The sequence below is a fragment of the Rhodoligotrophos sp. CJ14 genome, assembly GCF_038811545.1.
GTDB classification, from domain to species: domain Bacteria; phylum Pseudomonadota; class Alphaproteobacteria; order Rhizobiales; family Im1; genus Rhodoligotrophos; species Rhodoligotrophos ferricapiens.
Genome location: NZ_CP133319.1, coordinates 1,399,318 through 1,417,036, shown reverse-complemented (window position 1 = coordinate 1,417,036; position 17,719 = coordinate 1,399,318). Strand labels below are relative to the sequence as shown.

Annotated in this window: 14 protein-coding genes; 6 read left to right on the top strand and 8 right to left on the bottom strand. The window is 62.8% G+C overall.

Annotated features, from left to right (window positions below):
* Window positions 1-9: 9 nt before the first annotated feature.
* A complete protein-coding gene (locus RCF49_RS06530; protein WP_342643229.1) occupies window positions 10-423 on the top strand; it encodes a c-type cytochrome in 414 nt (137 codons plus the stop codon).
* Window positions 424-431: 8 nt separating this feature from the next.
* On the top strand, window positions 432-1,346 hold the full coding sequence (locus RCF49_RS06525; RefSeq protein WP_342643228.1) for a c-type cytochrome: 915 nt from the start codon (window positions 432-434) through the stop codon (window positions 1,344-1,346).
* Window positions 1,347-1,405: 59 nt separating this feature from the next.
* On the opposite strand, the gene RCF49_RS06520 is transcribed toward RCF49_RS06525, so the two are convergent.
* A complete protein-coding gene (locus tag RCF49_RS06520) occupies window positions 1,406-3,457 on the bottom strand; it encodes a M3 family metallopeptidase (protein WP_342643227.1) in 2,052 nt (683 codons plus the stop codon).
* A 153-nt stretch (window positions 3,458-3,610) separates the two neighbouring features.
* Here RCF49_RS06520 and RCF49_RS06515 point away from each other — a divergent pair, with 153 nt between their 5' ends.
* Window positions 3,611-4,522, top strand: a complete 912-nt coding sequence (locus RCF49_RS06515; protein ID WP_342643226.1) for a hypothetical protein — start codon at window positions 3,611-3,613, stop codon at window positions 4,520-4,522.
* 16 nt (window positions 4,523-4,538) lie between these two features.
* Here the strand turns inward: RCF49_RS06515 and RCF49_RS06510 are convergent, their stop codons facing one another.
* The 6 genes from RCF49_RS06510 to RCF49_RS06485 all read right to left on the bottom strand — a co-directional run bounded on the left by RCF49_RS06510 (window position 4,539) and on the right by RCF49_RS06485 (window position 11,569).
* Entirely contained in the window at window positions 4,539-4,766 is a 228-nt protein-coding gene (locus tag RCF49_RS06510; protein WP_342643225.1) for a formate dehydrogenase subunit delta, read from the bottom strand.
* Between the two features lie 12 nt (window positions 4,767-4,778).
* Window positions 4,779-5,591 carry a formate dehydrogenase accessory sulfurtransferase FdhD gene (gene fdhD / locus RCF49_RS06505; RefSeq protein WP_342643224.1) on the bottom strand — a complete coding sequence of 271 codons (813 nt, stop codon included), beginning with the start codon at window positions 5,589-5,591 and terminating at the stop codon, window positions 4,779-4,781.
* A gap of 4 nt (window positions 5,592-5,595) precedes the next feature.
* On the bottom strand, window positions 5,596-8,445 hold the full coding sequence (gene fdhF / locus RCF49_RS06500) for a formate dehydrogenase subunit alpha (RefSeq protein ID WP_342643223.1): 2,850 nt from the start codon (window positions 8,443-8,445) through the stop codon (window positions 5,596-5,598).
* 13 nt (window positions 8,446-8,458) lie between these two features.
* Window positions 8,459-10,015, bottom strand: a complete 1,557-nt coding sequence (locus tag RCF49_RS06495; protein WP_342644136.1) for a formate dehydrogenase beta subunit — start codon at window positions 10,013-10,015, stop codon at window positions 8,459-8,461.
* Entirely contained in the window at window positions 10,015-10,542 is a 528-nt protein-coding gene (locus tag RCF49_RS06490) for a formate dehydrogenase subunit gamma (RefSeq protein WP_342643222.1), read from the bottom strand. The genes RCF49_RS06495 and RCF49_RS06490 overlap by 1 nt, the downstream gene beginning before the upstream one ends.
* 109 nt (window positions 10,543-10,651) lie before the next feature.
* The gene (locus RCF49_RS06485; protein ID WP_342643221.1) at window positions 10,652-11,569 is read right to left on the bottom strand and encodes a LysR family transcriptional regulator; all 918 of its coding nucleotides are present in this window, start codon (window positions 11,567-11,569) and stop codon (window positions 10,652-10,654) included.
* 174 nt (window positions 11,570-11,743) lie between these two features.
* Between RCF49_RS06485 and RCF49_RS06480 the strand changes: the two genes are divergently transcribed.
* From RCF49_RS06480 to RCF49_RS06470, 3 genes are all read left to right on the top strand, one after another.
* Window positions 11,744-12,169 (top strand): hypothetical protein, encoded by a 426-nt coding sequence (locus RCF49_RS06480; RefSeq protein WP_342643220.1) that lies wholly within the window; start codon window positions 11,744-11,746, stop codon window positions 12,167-12,169.
* A gap of 224 nt (window positions 12,170-12,393) precedes the next feature.
* Window positions 12,394-14,994 (top strand): ATP-dependent chaperone ClpB, encoded by a 2,601-nt coding sequence (clpB, locus tag RCF49_RS06475; RefSeq protein ID WP_342643219.1) that lies wholly within the window; start codon window positions 12,394-12,396, stop codon window positions 14,992-14,994.
* Window positions 14,995-15,062: 68 nt separating this feature from the next.
* Window positions 15,063-16,967, top strand: coding sequence for a uracil-xanthine permease family protein (locus RCF49_RS06470; RefSeq protein ID WP_342643218.1), 1,905 nt, complete (start codon window positions 15,063-15,065; stop codon window positions 16,965-16,967).
* A 60-nt stretch (window positions 16,968-17,027) separates the two neighbouring features.
* Here RCF49_RS06470 and RCF49_RS06465 read toward each other — a convergent pair whose 3' ends face one another.
* Complete coding sequence (locus RCF49_RS06465) at window positions 17,028-17,597, bottom strand: NADPH-dependent FMN reductase (protein WP_342643217.1); 570 nt, start codon at window positions 17,595-17,597, stop codon at window positions 17,028-17,030.
* Window positions 17,598-17,719: the final 122 nt, after the last annotated feature.

Sequence of the window (17,719 nt, the reverse complement as noted above, 5' to 3'; positions counted from 1 at the left end):
GCAGTCTTGATGCCGCTTCCGGAGATGAGGCCAGCTCTCGCCCAGGCCAATCCCGCTGCCGAGCGCGAAGATGCCATGGAGACGATCAGCAAGCAACTGCGCCCGTTGGCGGGAATGGCGCGTGGCCAGCAAGCCTTTGACGGGCAGGCAGTGAAGGCGGCTGCTGAGAAGATCCTCGCCGAGTTCAATCGCGCCGAGAAGCTCTTCCCCGAAGGCAGTGGCGGTGGGAAGTCGAGGGCTCTGCCCGCGATCTGGGAGCAACCTGACGCGTTTGCCGCGCGGTTCGAGGAGGCAAAGGCTGCGGCGTCGGCGGTGGCGAAGGCCGGTGAAGCCAATTCCCAAGATCGGTTTCAGGAGGCGTTCAAGACACTGGGTGGCGCTTGCGCCGCCTGTCACAAGACGTTCCGCGCCCCCGAAAACTGACCGGCTTGATGCGGGTTCTGGCCATCATCCTCGCCTGCCTGGCGCTCGGGGTTGCAGGGCTCTATGCGCTGGCCCCGCGACCCACAGCGCTCACCCAGGCTGACCTGCCGCAGGATCATCAGCCGGATCTCGAAAACGGTCGTCGGATCTATTTCGCCGCCGGCTGCATCTCGTGCCATTCAGGCAGCAGCGATGCGGCGGCCGAGGATGCAGGATTGCCCATTGGCGGTGAGGCTTTCAAAACACCGATCGGCACGTTCTATCCGCCGAACCTAACCCCGGATCCGGAGACGGGCCTGGGCAAGTGGTCGGCGGTCGATCTCGCCAATGCGCTGATGCACGGGGCGGCACCGAATGGCGCTCTGCTGTTGCCGGCGCTGCCCTATACGTCTTATCGCAATACGCGCCCGACTGATGTGGTGGATCTCTACGCCTATCTCAGGAGCCTGACGCCGGTGAAGCATCCGGTGCCGCCCCATGATGTGCCGGGTCTCACTCTTCTTCGCCCGCTCATCGGATGGTGGCAGGAGCTTGCCTTTCGCACCGAGCCATTCCAGCCGGACCCGGCCCGAAGCGAGGCCTGGAATCGCGGGGCCTATCTCGTGCGGGGGCCGGGCCATTGCGGAGAGTGCCATACGCCCCGCAATTGGCTGATGATTGCAGATAATAGCCGGTTCCTGGCCGGCGGCCCGCATCCGGAGGGCCAGGGCAGGGTGCCCAGCCTGCGCGGTCTGATCGAACGGGGCGAATTCACCAGCGCGCAGGATCTCGCCGATGCACTCGAATATGGCGAGGCTTACGGCTATGACGGCCTGTCGTCCGGTGGAATGGGCGAGGTGCAGGCCAATCTCTCAAAGCTGCCGCGGCAGGATCTCGACGCCATTGCGGACTATCTCGCTTCCCTGCCGGCGCTGCCGAACTAGACTAGAGCTGCTCGGCGCGCAGGCGCGGCGGGGCATGACGGAGCGATCGCTCAAGGGGATCAGACGAGGCCGCGGCCGCGAAGAAGGGCATCCTGCTTTGGCGGGCGCCCGCGGAAGGCCATATAGGCGTCCATGGGCTCGCGGCGATTGCCCGCGGAGTAGACGAATTCCTTCAAGCGCCCGGCGGTTTCGGAATCGAAAATGTCGTCGGCCTGCTCGAAGGCCTCAAAACCATCGGCATCGAGCACTTCAGACCAGAGATACGAATAATACGCGGCCGAATAGCCTCCGCCCTGGAACACGTGGAGGAAGTGGGGCGGACGGTGCCGCATGGTGATCGCCTCGGGCATGCCGATGCGCTTCAGGCTTTCCGCTTCGAATGCGGTGACATCGAGATCGCCTGGATCGGTCATCCGGTGAAAGTCCATGTCGATGAGGGCTGAGGCGCAATATTCCACGGTTGCAAAGCCCTGATTGAAGCGGCGTGCCTTGAGCAGGCGCTCAATGAGTGCATCCGGCATGGGCTCACCCGTCCGATAATGCAGGGCAAAGCGCTTGAGGATTTCCGGCCGCTCCAGCCAGTGCTCGTAAAGCTGCGAGGGAAATTCCACGAAATCGCGGCTGACATTGGTGCCGGCAATCGAGGGATAGGTGACATCCGAGAGCAGCCCGTGCAGGGCATGCCCGAACTCGTGGAAGAGGGTGCGGGCGTCATCGAAGCTTAGAAGGCACGGACTTCCGGGCGCGGCCTTTGCAAAATTCATGACATTGGCGATGATGGGCCTTGTGTCGCCGTCCAGCTTGTGCTGATCGCGGAAGCTGTTCATCCAGGCGCCGCTGCGCTTGCTGGCGCGGGCGAAATAGTCGCCGAAGAACAGGCCGATATGGTTGTTCTCCGCGTCCTTCACCTCCCAGACGCGCATATCGGGGTGGTATATGGGGACGTCGTCGCGCTCTGAGAAAGTGAGCCCAAACAGGCGATTGGCGGTGTAGAAGGCCGCCTCGATCATCTTCTCGAGCTGCAGGTAAGGCTTTATCTCGCTTTCCTGCAGATCGAACTCGGCCTTGCGCCTGCGTTCGGCATAATAGCGCCAGTCCCACGGCTTGATGTCGAAATTGCCGCCCTCCTCGGCAATCAGCGCCTGGAGGGCGGCTTGTTCGCGCAGCGCCTGCTCACGGGCCGGTGTCCAGACCGCCTGCAAGAGGTCAAGGGCGGCTTCGGGTGAACCCGCCATGGTATCCTTCAGACGATAGGCGGCGAAACTGTCATAGCCCAGCAGGCGCGCGCGCTCGGCCCGCAAGCGGACTGTCTCGGCAATGATGGGTCGGTTATCGGTCTCACCAGTCTCGCCGCGGCTGGTCCAGGCGCGAAAGGCGGCCTCTCGCAGGTCACGGCGGGCGGAATATTGCAGGAATGGCTCGATGCTCGAGCGTGAGAGGGTGATGACGTGCTTGCCGGGCAGACCTCGGTCACGTGCCGCCTCGGCTGCCGACTCAATCACGAAATCAGGAAGGCCTGCGAGATCCTCCGCGCCATCAAGCACGAGTGCATAGCTGCGCTCGTCAGCGAGAACGTTTTGCCCGAACGTGGTGCCCAGGACCGAGAGCCGCTCATTGATTTCAGCTAGCCTGCGCTTTTCCGCGGGGGCGAGACCCGCGCCATTCTGTGTGAACCGGATGTGGTAGCGGTCGAGGACGCGGGCTTGCTCCGGTGATAGATCGACCGCTTTCCGACTGTCGTAAAGCGATTTGATGCGGGCAAACAGGTCGCCGTCCAGGTAGATCGCGCTCAAGTGCCGCGTGTAGGCCGGAGCGATCTCCCGCTCGATCTTCTGCAGGGTGTCACTCGTATCGGCGCCGGTGAGGTTGAAGAAAACGCTGAAGACACGGTCGAGATCACGTCCAGCCCGCTCCATGGCGAGAATGGTGTTCTCGAAGGTCGGCTTCTCCGGATTGTCACGGATAGCCGCAATTTCATTGGCGTGGCTGGCAAAGGCCGCCTCGAATGCCGGCTGGAAGTGTTCTGGCCGAATCTCCGAGAAGGGAGGTGCTTCGAAAGGCGTGTTCCAGGGCGCAAGCAGGGGGTTTGTCAGGGTATGCGATTGAGACATCGAGAGACCTTGGGATCGTGGGGATGGCGGCCTTAATGTTGGCGCGAAGGGGGGCATATCCAAGATTATTTAGATCGGCAGGATTGTGAGTTTCGGTAGCTCAGGATCCTATTGGAAATACAAGCCAATCATGGCTAGGGATAGACAGAAGATATGGTAAATATTTCAGGTTTTCTCGGTAAAGTGTTTTCAAAATCTCCAACGGCGAGCGAAATGGCCGCTCAATATGAGCGGCCGGTCTGGCATGTCCCGCCTGAGTCCATAAGTGAACTGAAGGCCACTGGCATTCCTCCGCGTGGCTTTCTGTCTGGCATTCTGGAGTATCGGTGGGGGGATCACGTCTATCAGGTCGCCAAGAACCCCGCTGATCCATTAACGCAACCTGAGCGGCTCGAACGGATCTGGCCTGAGGTCCAAAGGGCCACGGGCTTTCCCGAATATGCAGAAGTCAAAGCCGTCACATTGCCGGATGGAACACATGCGCTGCAAGGGCCGGTCATTCCCGTCGACAGGGGCGTGATACCGATAGCTCTCAATCGTTCTGAGGAAGCGTTCTTGAACGATAGTCTTGCGAGTATTGGGCGAGAGCTTGTGCCAGAGCCTCACAATCTCTTCGCAAGAGCGGATCACGTAAACAACCGCCCGATCATCCTGGATGTCTCCGGGATCAGATCCATCGACAGAGCGGACTCACCAACCTGGGAGAAGGCTTTGGAATTCGACTTTCGCCGGGAAATGATCGCCTTGGCGGATCAGGGTCGGGTCGACGACATGCTCAAATGGATTCATGGTGAGAGTGGCCCTCTCAAAGAAGACAAGGACCTCCGTAAAACAGTCGGGGATATGGTGGACCGTGGCAAGAGCAAAGAAGCCCTCGATCTAGTGCTTGATTGGAAACACAAGGCAGAGATTGCTTCTATTGTGCCCAATGCTGCGGCGATCAAGACTGGGGGCGGAGATCCGCATGTCCTGGCCCATGGCGAGGCGTCCCATTCCGGGGTGCATGAGACATTGGCGCATCACCAGGATCCGGTTTCTGGCGAGCATTCTGACCAGCTTCTGTGACCCGGGGCAGAGTCGGTCATGAGGTAACAGGTGCGGGCACGGGAACCTGCGTCAGCGCCTCGATCACCACGGGATCGAGGCCGTGATCGGCACGCTGACCGATCTCATGAATCTGCCGGCGCATGCGCGGGTCCCAGAAGCTCTTGATGTGGTTTGCGGTCTCACGCACGGCTTCGTCATGAGGGTAGGCCTTGAAAAAGGTGGCGATCTGGTTCGCCATGCGGATGAGGTCAGCGTCGTGCATCGCGGGACAGTCTCAAAGAGTGGGAAAGAGAACGACACGCTCGCCCGCTTTGGCGGAAAGCGCCAGGCCGGCCTCGCGTGCGAGGGCCAGGGCGAGGGCGGTGGGGGCGGAAATGGTGGCAAGGCCGCGCACGCCCAAGGTTGCCGCCTTCTGAACCAGTTCGAAGCTGCAGCGGCTCGACATCACCACAAAGCCATCGCTCAGGTCGAAACCTTTCGCCACCAACGCACCAAGGAGCTTATCCAAGGCGTTGTGGCGGCCAACATCCTCGCGGGCGATCAGGACCTCACCATCGAGCGAGCACCAGGCGGCTGCATGAACGGAGTGGTTGACCCGGTTCATGGGCTGATGGCGGCCGAGTTCGGCAAAGCCGCGCGTGACCGCTTTGGGATCAAGGCGCAAGGGCGCCAGTTTGCGCTGACGCCGCACCACTTCGCCGATCTCGGCAACGCCGCAGATGCCGCAGCCAGAGCGGCCTTCGATGGCACGCCTGGGCTTACGGGCTTCGGCGAGAGCCTGGTCGCTCACTGCGATGTCGCAGGCAAACCCGCCCTCCACCGGCATGACCAGCACCTGGAGGATATCCGCGTAAGCCTCGATAACGCCTTCCGAAAGCGAGAAGCCAATGGCGAAGTCCTTGAGGTCAGCGGGGCTTGCCATCATCACCGCGTAGGGCTCTGAATTGTACATCAGCGCGACCGGCACTTCTTCGGCCAATGCCCAGCTGATCGCGCTGGTATCGTGAGCGCCATAGGCCGTGGCTTCGACCATGACGGACGAGCTCTCATCCGCCTTGTCGAGCGCGCGGGCCGGGATACCGCTCATGGCCTCATTCCGCCGCGACCAGCGGCTTGATCCCCACCCGCTTGTGCTCGGTCTCGCGCACCTCCCATTCCCGTTGCCAATCGGAGGGCTGGTTCGAGCGCGTGACCTGGACCGCCGTCACCTTGTATTCCGGGCAACTGGTGGCCCAGTCGGAATATTCCGTGGTGATCACATTCGCGCCGGTCATGGGATGGTGGAAGGTCGTGTAGACCACCCCTTGCGGCATGCGATCGGAGATGACGGCGCGCAAGGTGATGCCACCGATGCGGCTGGTGAGAGAGACCATATCGCCATCGTTGATCCCGCGATCCTCCGCATCGAAGGGATGGATCTCCAGCACGTCCTCATTGTGCCAGGCGACGTTCTCGGTGCGCCGGGTCTGCGCGCCCACATTATACTGGCTGAGGATGCGGCCGGTGGTCAGGATCAGCGGGAAGGACCGGTTCGTCCGCTCGGGTGTCGCCACGAATTCGGTGATCATGAAGCGGCCCTTGCCGCGCACGAATTTGCCGATATGCATGACCGGTGTGCCCTCAGGCGCGTTCTCATTGCACGGCCATTGGACGCTGCCAACCCGATCGAGCAGGTCGAAGGAGACACCCGCAAAGCTCGGGGTGAGGGCCGCGATCTCGTCCATGATCTCGGCGGCCGAGTTGTAGTGCATGGGATAGCCCAGAGCCGCCGAGAGCCGGCAGACAATCTCCCATTCCGACATGCCCTGCTTCTCCTTCATCACCGGGCGTACCCGATTGATGCGGCGCTCGGCATTGGTGAAGGTGCCGTCCTTCTCGAGGAAGGAGGTGCCGGGGAAGAAGACATGGGCGAAGGCTGCGGTCTCGTTCAGGAACAGGTCCTGGACGATCACGCATTCCATCGATTCCAACGCCTCGCCCACATGCTTGAGGTTGGGGTCGGACTGGGCGATATCTTCGCCCTGCACGAACAGGCCCTTGAACGAGCCGTCGATGGCAGCGGCGAACATGTTGGGGATGCGCAGGCCAGGCTCCGGATCGAGGGGCACGTTCCAGAAGCTCTCGAACTGGCTACGCACCGTCGTGTCCGAGATGTGACGGTAGCCGGTGAGCTCATGGGGGAACGAGCCCATGTCGCATGAGCCCTGCACGTTGTTCTGGCCACGCAGCGGATTGATGCCGACGCCCTCTCGGCCGATATTGCCGGTGGCCATGGCGAGATTGGCCATGGCCATGACCATGGTCGAGCCCTGGCTGTGCTCGGTCACGCCCAAGCCGTAATAGATCGCCGCATTGGGCGCGGAGGCATAAAGCCTTGCCGCGGCGCGCAGCTCGGCCGCGGGCACGCCGGTAATCGCTTCAACGGCTTCCGGTGAATGCTCGGGCGCGCTGATAAATTTCTCCCAGAGAGCGAAGTCCTTGGGCTCGCAGCGCTCCTCCACATAGGCGCGATCGACCAGGCCCTCGGTCACGATCACATGGGCCATGGCGTTCATCACGGCGACATTGGTGCCGGGGCGCAGCGGCAGATGGTAGGCGGCCTTGACGTGAGGGGACTTCACCAGCTCGATGCGCCGCGGGTCGACCACGATCAACTTGGCGCCTTCCCGCAGCCGCCGCTTCATGCGCGAGGCGAAGACCGGATGGGCATCGGTGGGGTTCGCGCCGATGACCATGATCACGTCAGCCTTGGCGACGCTCTTGAAATCCTGCGTGCCGGCTGAGGTGCCGAGCGTCTGCTTCAGACCATAGCCAGTGGGCGAGTGGCAAACGCGGGCGCAGGTATCGACATTGTTGTTGCCGAAGGCCGCGCGGATCATCTTCTGGACGACATAGACCTCCTCATTGGTGCAGCGGGAAGAGGTGATGCCGCCGATCGACCCGCGGCCATATCTGGCCTGGATGTCTTTCAGGCGGGTGGCGGCATAGGTGATCGCCTCGTCCCAGCTCACCTCGCGCCAAGGATCGGTGATCCTCTCACGGATCATCGGCTTGAGCTGCCGATCCTTGTGGGTGGCATAGCCAAAGGCGAAGCGGCCCTTCACGCAGGAATGGCCTTCATTGGCGCCACCATCCTTATAGGGCACCATGCGCACCACTTCCTCGCCCTTCATCTCGGCCTTGAAGGAGCAGCCAACGCCGCAATAGGCGCAAGTGGTGAGCACGCTGTGCTCGGGCTGGCCCATCTCGATCACCGATTTCTCGGTGAGAGTGGCGGTGGGGCAAGCCTGGACGCAGGCGCCGCAGGATACGCATTCGGATGAGAGGAAGCCTTCATCCATGCCGGCCGACACATGCGAGGCAAAGCCCCGATCATCGATGGTCAGTGCAAAGGTGCCCTGCACCTCCTCGCAGGCGCGAACGCAGCGCGAGCAGACGATGCACTTGGCTGGATCGAAGGTAAAATACGGATTGCTCTCGTCCTTCGCGGCATCGAGATGGTTGTCGCCGTCATAGCCGTAGCGCACCTCGCGCAAGCCAACCGCGCCGGCCATGTCCTGCAGCTCGCAATCGCCATTGGCCGAGCAGGTCAGGCAATCCAGCGGGTGGTCGGAGATATATAGCTCCATCACGCCTTTACGCAGGCGGGCGAGACGCTCGGTCTGCGTCTTCACCTTCATGCCGGGCGCCACGGGCGTCGTGCAGGAGGCAGGTGTGCCCTTGCGCCCCTCGATCTCCACGAGGCATAGCCGGCAGGAGCCGAAGCTCTCCAGCATATCGGTGGCGCAGAGCTTCGGAATCTGCACGCCGCGGTCCATAGCTGCCCGCATGATCGAGGTGCCGGCTGGGACGGTGACCTCCTGGCCGTCGATCTCCAGCGTCACGAGCTCGGTGGCCGTGCTCTTTGGCGTTCCGTAGTCGAGTTCCTTGATCAGCGTCATCGGAGCACCTTTGTTATTCCGCCGCATCGAGCGTCTGGCGCGGTTCGAAATCCTCGGGGAAATGGCGGAGCGCGCTCATCACGGGCATGGGGGTGAGCCCGCCCATGGCGCAGAGCGAGCCATCGGTCATGGTCTCGCAGAGATCGGCGAGCACGTTCAGATTGCGCTCGCGGTCAATGCCCGCGGCGATCCTGTCGATCACCTCGACGCCGCGGGTTGAGCCTATGCGGCAGGGCGTGCACTTACCGCAGGACTCGATTGCGCAAAACTCCATGGCGAAGCGGGCCTGTTCGAGCATATCGACGCTGTCGTCGAAAAGAACCAGGCCGCCATGACCAACCATGGCGCTGTTCTCGGCGAAGGTCTCGTAATCCTGCTGCAGGGTGAAGAGTGAAACCGGCAGGTAGGCGCCGAGGGGACCACCCATCTGCACGGCGCGGGCCGGCCGGCCGGAGGCGGTGCCGCCGCCGAAATCATAGACGAGCTCGGCCAAGGTCACGCCGAAGGCCTTTTCCACCAGCCCGCCGCGTTTGATATTGCCGGCAAGCTGGAAGGGCAGGGTGCCGCGTGATCGGCCCGTGCCGAAATCGGCATAGAATTTGGCGCCGCGCTCCAGAATGGTGGGCACGGCGGCGAAGCTCAGCACGTTGTTGATGACGGTGGGCTTGCCGAACAGGCCTTCCAGCGCCGGGATGGGCGGCTTTGGCCTGACCGTGCCGCGGCGGCCTTCGAGGCTCTCCAGCATGGCGGTCTCTTCGCCGCAGATATAGGCGCCCGCGCCGGTGCGCACCGCAAGATCGAAGCTGCGACCCGAGCCCTGAATATCCCCACCGAGCCAACCCGACGCCTCGGCCATGGCGATGGCCTGCTTCATCACACGGATCGCGTCGGGATATTCGGAGCGGATATAGATGAAGCCCTTGGTGGCGCCCGTCGCCATGCCGGCAATGGTCATGCCCTCGATCAGGGCGTAGGGATCGCCTTCCATCAGCATGCGGTCGGCGAAGGTGCCGCTATCGCCTTCGTCGGCGTTGCAGCAGACATATTTCTGGTCGGATACCGCGTCGAGCACGGTCTTCCACTTGATGCCAGTGGGGAAGCCCGCGCCGCCGCGTCCGCGCAGGCCCGATGCGGTCACTTCGGCCACGACATCAGCCGGCGCGAGGGTGAGCGCCTTTTGCAGACCGGCATATCCGCCATGGGCGATGAAGTCATCGAGGCTCAAGGGATCGATCACGCCGCAGCGGGCGAAAGTCAGCCGCTCCTGGTTCTTGAGGTAAGGGATCTCCTCGGTGAGCCCGTGGCCGAGGGGATGGGGGCCGCCCTCCAGGAAACCGGCATCGAACAGGCCCTTCACATCGGCCGGTGTCACAGGTCCGTAGGCGATGCGGCCTTCGGGCGTCGCGATCTCGACCAAGGGTTCCAGGAAGAACATGCCGCGTGAGCCGTTGCGCACGATCGTGAGGCTGATGCCGCGGGCGGCGGCCTCTGCCGCGATCGCAGCAGCAACCTCGTCCGCGCCGACCGAACAGGCGGCGGAATCACCGGGAATATAGAGGCGGGCGGCCATCATGATGCGGCCCTCCGCTTGACATTCTCAACCAGCGCGTCGAAACGGTCAGGGTCAACCTTCCCGTAGAGCCGGCCATCTATCATCACGGCCGGCGAGAGCGCGCAATTACCCAGACAATATACTGCTTCCAGCGTGATTTCGCCATCGCTGGTGGTTTCGCCCAACCCGATGCCCAGGCGCTGCTTGGCATAGGCCTCGAGAGAGCGGCAGCCCATGGCCTGGCAGGATTCGGCCCGGCAGATCTTCACGACGTGGCGGCCGGCAGGCTCTGCCCTGAAATCGTGGTAAAAGGTGAAGACGCCGCGTGCTTCCGCCCGTGAGATGTTGAGGGCCCGCGCGATCCTGGGCAGGGCGCCTTCGGGAATATAGCCGAATGCGTCCTGCACCTCGTGATAGATCTCAATCAGGGCGTCAGGCTGGTTGTGATGGCGCTCAGTGATCGCATCTATCTTCGCGAGCGCATCTTCATCCAAGCGGCGCTCGGCGGGGTGCATTCCCGAGGCATTTCGGCGGGCAACTTCCATCTCGTAACCATCCCGGGCTCGACGCCATCAAGGGCGCAGTCTTTATTGAATCTAATCTCCCCGGGCCCAGAATCCAAATCGCTTGCATCAATCGCTTCATTGGCGGCGTCTATGGCGCATGCGATGGGTTTTGCGTCGCTTTCATGCTCGCGATCACGTCGAGAATGGCGGTGATCAGCGGCGGCAGCGGCTCACGGTCGACCGCGATCAGCCCGACCTCGTGGGCAACGTCCGGCTTGCGTAAGGGAATGGCGCGAATATTCGGCATCGGCCCCAAGAGCTCGAAGAAATATTCGGGCATGATCGCGGCAAGGCCCGTGTGACGCACATTGGCGTAGAGATGGATCACCGAATCCGTTTCGAGCCGCGGCACCGGCTTGGTGTTGGCAGCGCGAAAGGCATTGTCGATGATGCGGCGGTTCTGCATGTTCGGCGTGAGCAGGCAGAGCGGCAGCTGGGCCGCCTCGGCCCAGGTTACCGTTGCGCGCTTGGCCATCGGGCTTTCATCATGCACGAAGAGACAGTAGCGCTCGGTATAGAGCGGGGCCGAGATGAAGCCTTCGATCGACTCATTGTCGAGATAGGTGACACCGGCGTCGATCGTGTATTCCTCGAGGGACCGCAGAATCTCGATCGAGGTCTGTGAGATCACTGCGATATCGACCTCCGGATATTGCCGCTGGATGGTGCTGGTCAGCCGCGCCGCCATAGGCAATGCCGATGGAATGACGCCGAGCGCCAGGCGGCCGGCTAGCTGGGTGCGGCCCTGCTTGAATTGCTCGATCTCCTGATGGAGGGATGACCAGGCATCAAGGATGTGCAGCGCCCATTTCAGGACGCGTTCACCTTCCGTCGTCAATCCGACATAGCGCTGGCCACGCTCGACGATGGGCACACCGAGCTCCTGCTCGAGCTGGCGAATGCGCCCCGAGAGTGTCGGCTGGGTGACATTGCAGGCGCTGGCTGCCCGGGTGAAGTGCTTCTCCCGGGCGAGTGCTGCGAGATACTGAAGCTGGCGTATATCCATGGAACCACGGCGGATCTGTGCGGAACCGTTTCACAGTAGCAGGTCTCGCATCGAAGGAGGTGGACGGCAATAGGGGCGTGGGGCTTCATCACGCGCGAACGTGTTCAGGGGCATGGTCGACGGCGGACCGGGCGGGGTCTATGTTGCGAGCAAGCGATCATCAGGGGAGGCGAGGTGCTGGTTCGCATAGGGTTGGCATTACTGTTCATATCAATTGCAGGCGCCGCGGCCGCTGAGCGGCATGTGGAGTGCACTTTCGACCGGATGTCCGGCTTCAATGCCGTCGAGGGCAAGATCGAACGGACCAGAGCCGATACGGTCACGCGATGGTCTCTCACGGAAGCCGGCGATGGGACAACCTCGTCTGCCGGGCGGGCGGATGATCAGGGCGGTCGAACCGAGCGGCTGGACACGCCCGAGACCATAAATTGGCTCGAGATCAGCGAGACCGGCGGCATCACCATCACCACCATCTACAAGCAGGTCAGACGCTCGCCAGGCCGATATCTCGCGAGCCAGAGCCGCACGGCACCGCTGGCCGTGGCCGGCGCCACACCGACATTGGCGGTCGGCAGCTGCAAGGTCGATCCACCCTTGTGAGGGGGGCGTAAACCCGCTGCTCACCAGTCCGAAAATTCAGGCGCATGGGGCGTGGTTAGGCTTCTTGTCCCAGCCTCTTGCCCACCTATATCTTCACCGCAGGTTGTGCGCGAGGAAGATGCCGGAGCGGGTCTTCGGAGCCATATCCCTGACATCAATATAGGCGCCCGACACATGTGCCTCTGAAGAGGGCTCACGTCGCGGCGTGCTGAGAGAGGTGCTGCATGGATATCGAGAAGTTCACGGAGCGGGCGAGGGGCTTTCTTCAGTCGGCACAAAGCCTGGCCCTGCGTGAAGGGCATCAGCGGTTTACGCCCGAACATATTCTCAAGGTTCTGCTGGACGACGATCAGGGGCTGGCCGCCGGCCTGATCAAGGCCGCTGACGGTGACGTGAATGCCGCGCGCCAGGGGACGGCGCTGGCCCTGTCCAAGCTGCCGAAGGTCGAAGGATCCGGCGCTGGCCAGCTCTATATGGCGCCTGAGACGGCGCGGCTGTTCGATAATGCGCAAAAGCTTTCCCAAAAGGCTGGCGACAGCTATGTCACGGCCGAGCGGCTGCTGCAGGCGCTGACCCTCGAGCAGGGCACGGAGGCTGCCCGGATTCTCAAGGAGGCGGGCGTCACGCCCGTCGGCCTCAACAAGGCGATTGACGAGCTGCGCAAGGGCCGCACCGCCGATACGGCATCGGCGGAGAATGCCTATGATGCGCTCAAGAAATATGCGCGGGATCTGACCGAGGCGGCGCGGGATGGCAAGCTCGACCCGGTGATCGGGCGCGATGAGGAAATCCGGCGGACCATCCAGGTCCTGTCGCGGCGCACGAAGAACAATCCGGTGCTAATCGGCGAGCCGGGCGTGGGCAAGACAGCCATCGTCGAGGGGCTGGCGCTGCGGATCGTCAATGGCGACGTGCCAGAATCGCTGCGGGACAAGCGGCTGTTGGCGCTCGACATGGGTGCGCTGATTGCCGGTGCGAAGTATCGTGGCGAATTCGAGGAGCGCCTCAAAGCGGTGCTCGAAGAAGTGACGTCGACCGAGGGCAATATCATCCTGTTCATCGACGAGATGCATACGCTGGTCGGTGCCGGCAAGGCGGACGGGGCGATGGACGCCTCCAACCTGCTGAAGCCCGCGCTGGCCCGGGGCGAGCTGCATTGCGTCGGTGCGACCACGCTCGATGAATATCGCAAGCATGTGGAGAAAGACGCCGCACTGGCGCGGCGCTTCCAGCCGGTATTCGTCTCCGAGCCGACGGTCGAGGATACGATCTCGATCCTGCGTGGCCTGAAAGAGAAATACGAGCTGCATCACGGGGTGCGCATCACGGATGCGGCGATCGTGGCGGCAGCGACGCTGTCGAACCGCTATATCACCGACCGCTTCTTGCCGGACAAGGCGATCGACCTGATCGACGAGGCGGCGTCGCGGCTGCGGATGCAGGTTGATTCGAAGCCCGAGGAGCTCGACGAGCTCGATCGCAAGGTCATTCAGCTCAAGATCGAGCGCGAGGCGCTGCGCAAGGAAACGGATCGGGCCTCGCAGGACAGGCTGGAGCGGCTGGAGAAGGAACTTGCCGAGCTGGAGCAGCGGTCGGCCGAGCTCACCCAGCGCTGGAAGTCGGAGAAGGAAAAGCTCTCTTCCGCCCAGAAGCTGAAGGAGGAGCTGGACCAGGCCCGGATCGAGCTCGATCAGGCGCAGCGGCGCGGTGATCTCGCCCGTGCGGGCGAGCTTGCCTATGGGGTCATCCCGCAGCTCGAGCGCAAGCTCAAGGAGACGGAGGAGGCCCAGCAAGGCGCGCTGGTCGACGAGGCCGTCACCGATAATCACGTGGCCCAGGTGGTGTCGCGCTGGACCGGCGTTCCCGTCGACAAGATGCTCGAGGGTGAGCGCGAGAAGCTCTTGCGGATGGAACTCGAGCTGGCGAAGCGCGTGATCGGCCAGGATGAGGCGATCGAGGCGGTCTCGACCGCTGTCCGGCGCGCGCGTGCCGGGCTCAAGGACCCGAATCGACCGATCGGCTCGTTCCTGTTCCTGGGTCCCACGGGCGTCGGCAAGACGGAGCTGACCAAGGCCCTGGCCTCGTTCCTGTTCGATGACGAGCAGGCAGTGCTCAGGCTCGACATGTCGGAATATATGGAGAAGCACGCGGTTGCCCGGCTGATCGGCGCGCCGCCCGGCTATGTCGGCTACGAGGAAGGCGGAGCGCTCACCGAGGCGGTGCGGCGGCGGCCCTATCAGGTCGTGCTGTTCGACGAGGTGGAGAAGGCCCATCCGGATGTGTTCAACATCCTGCTGCAGGTGCTCGATGAAGGCCGCCTGACCGATGGCCATGGCCGGACGGTGGACTTCCGCAACACTCTCGTGATCCTGACGTCCAATCTGGGCGCGGATATCCTGGTGAACCAGCCGGAGAATGAACCGGTGGAAGCGGTGCGCGGCAAGGTCATGGATGTCGTGCGCGCGAGCTTCAGGCCCGAGTTCCTCAACCGGCTGGACGAGATTCTGCTGTTCCAGAGGCTCAAGGCCGATCAGATCCGCAAGATCGTGGATGTGCAGATCGAGCGGCTGCAGCGGCTGCTTGCCGATCGCAAGATCACCATCGATCTTGATGACAAGGCGCGGGACTGGCTCGGCCGGCGTGGCTATGACCCGGCTTATGGCGCGCGGCCATTGCGCCGCGTCATTCAGAAGTCGCTGCAGGATCCGTTGGCCGAGCAGATCCTCGCCGGCAAGATCAATGACGGCGATACGGTCACGGTGTCGGCGGATGACAATGGGCTCCTGATCAATGGCACGCCTGCTGGGCTCAAGCAGGCGGCGTGATCAGCGAGAGGTGACAAGCCCTGGCTGCCCTGCTTGGAACGGGGCGGCCAGGGGAATGTGCGATACCGATGCCGTCAGCGCTCTGGATCACCGGGCCAAGCCCGGTGATGACGTGGTTTTCTCGCTATTCGCCTGGCTCGACCGGCACCGGTCACGGCAGCTTTGCCCGTTTTCGTATTGGCAGTGTTGTCAGGTTGAGCGATAAGCAATGGGGGGAGGCGCGGCTGTTCATGGGCCGCGTTGCGCATGGGGGCCGCGCATTGCCGAGACCGCCTGCCAATATCGATTTCGGCGTTGATGATCATCCGCCGCTTCTGCAGGTGGTGCTGCTGGGCATTCAGTATGCCTTCCTGCTGTCGGTCTATCTCGTCATCGTGGTGATCATCGTCCGTGCGGCCGGGGCTGCGCCGGATGTGGCGCGCAGCGCGGTGAGCATGGCGATGATTGCGGCCGCGATCGCCACGGTGCTGCAGGCGCTGCCGCGCGGGCCGGTCGGGTCGGGCTTCATGGCGCCACCGGTCTTCTCTGCCATCTATCTCGGACCTTCGATCCTCGCCGCACAGACCGGAGGGCTTCCGGCCGTGTTCGCGATGACCCTCTTTGCCGGCCTGGTCGAGGCCGCACTCTCACCGTTTCTCCATAGGCTGCGCATCATCATGCAGCCGACGATCAGCGGCCTCACCATCTGCGTGATCGCACTGCAGCTCGGCATTGTCGGCATGCAGCAGACGCTGGATGTGAGCAATGTCGGCTCGCCGGATTTCGCAAGGCACGTGCTGGTCTCGGTGATCACGCTGGCCACCGCCATTGGCCTGACCATCTGGGGGAAAGGCGTCTGGAAGCTCGTCTGCTCGCTGCTCGGGCTGATCGCCGGGGTTGCGGCTGCGCTGATTGCTGGGTTGTTTACCGCGGCAAGCTTCTCGCAGCTCGCCGCTGCCCCGTGGTTTGCCATACCCGACCTCAGCTATATCTCCTTCAAGCCGGATCTCGCGCTGCTGCCGACCTTTCTTGCCGCAGGGCTTGCTGCGACGCTGCGCACGGTGGGTGTGGTGACGACGTGCCAGAAGGCCAATGATGCCTCGTGGATCAAGCCCGATTTCGGCAATCTGCGTAAAGGCGTGCTGGCCGACGGGCTTGGATGCGCCCTGGGTGGAGCACTGGGAGCGCCGGGCATGAATATTGCGCCGAGCCTGGTCGGGGTTTCGATCGCGACGGGCGTTACGAGCCGGGTGATCGCCTATGCCTGCGCGGCCGTGCTGGTGGTGCTCGCCTTCGTGCCCAAGGTTGCGGACGCCTTCCTGCAACTGCCGATGTCGGTGGCGGGGGCGCTGCTCGTGTTCACCGCCTCGATCATGCTGGCGAGCGGCTTACAGCTCATGATCTCGCGGGTGCTCGACCTGCGCTCGACCTTCATCATCGGTCTCGGGCTGCTCGTGCCGCTCACACGTATGGTGAGCCCGGAGTTTTTTGCCCATCTGCCTTCTTGGGTCAGGATCTTCGCGGATAGCGACCTCGCGGTGAGCCTCATCGTGGCGATCGGCCTGTTGCTGATCTTCCGCATTGCCTCCCACAAGACCGAGATCATCCTGTGGAAACAATCCGATGAGGCGTTGGGCAGCCTCCGCACGAGCCTGCAGAAGAATGCCAAGGAATGGCATCTCAACACGGCGACCATCGATCGGGTGGTTGCCAATGTCGAGCAGGCGATCCTGCTGCTGAAGGAGGGCCGCCTCATCAAGCAGCCGCTCACCATTCAGGCGACCGCCGGGCAGGATTCGCTGGACATTTCGCTGCGCTATACGGGATTGCCGCTGTTCATCAATGACATCAACACGCCCTTGTCAGAGGCCAATGAGGAGAGCCCGGCGGCGATGGGCATGCAGCATATGTCCATGGGCGTGTTTCCGGATCGTTCCTCGACCACGGCCCGAGGCAGCGAGAGCATCGTCCGCCTCGGGTTCGATATCGCCTGAACGCACTCACGCTGGATGTGCGCTCGGCCAGAGCGCGTTTCAGATCGTTCCGAAAATGCCTTACGCCTTGCTCCGCATGGTCTTGAGGGCTTCGGCCCAGCGCTTCAGCTCCTTCAGCATGGCATCCGCGCTCTGGGTGTGCACGTCCTGCGCCTCGAATTTGCCGTCCTTCACCAGCCCGTGCACGTTGGGGATCATGACCTGATCCATAATCGGCATCATCCTCAGAGTGGTAACCAGCAGCTTTGTCTGCTGCACGGACCTGATGCCGCCGGAGACGCCGCCATAGCTCACGAAGCCGGCCGGCTTGTCGTTCCATTCGAGATAGAGATAGTTGAGCGCGTTCACCAAGGCCGGTGTCGGCCCGAAATTGTATTCCGGCACGACAAAGGCATAGGCATCTGCGGGCGCGATCGCCGCGGCCCAGCGCCGGGTGTGCTCATGCTCGTATTTCTGCATGCGCGGGTGGTGCGGCTCGTCGAAGATCGGCAGGTTGAAATCGGCAAGGTCCAGCAGGTGAACATCGAAGCTGCCATGGTTCTTGGCATAGTCATAAAACCACTGACCGACGGGCAACCCAACGCGGCCGGGGCGCGTGCTGGCGATTATCACGTTAAGATGCAGGCTCATTCGAACACTCGCTCCTCGAAAGGTCCGGCACATACCAACGGGGCTGTGCCGACATCGTGCCAGATTGCGGGATGCGGCCGGCAGCGCCAAGAGGGCATTTACAGGTCACTCGGTTACATCCA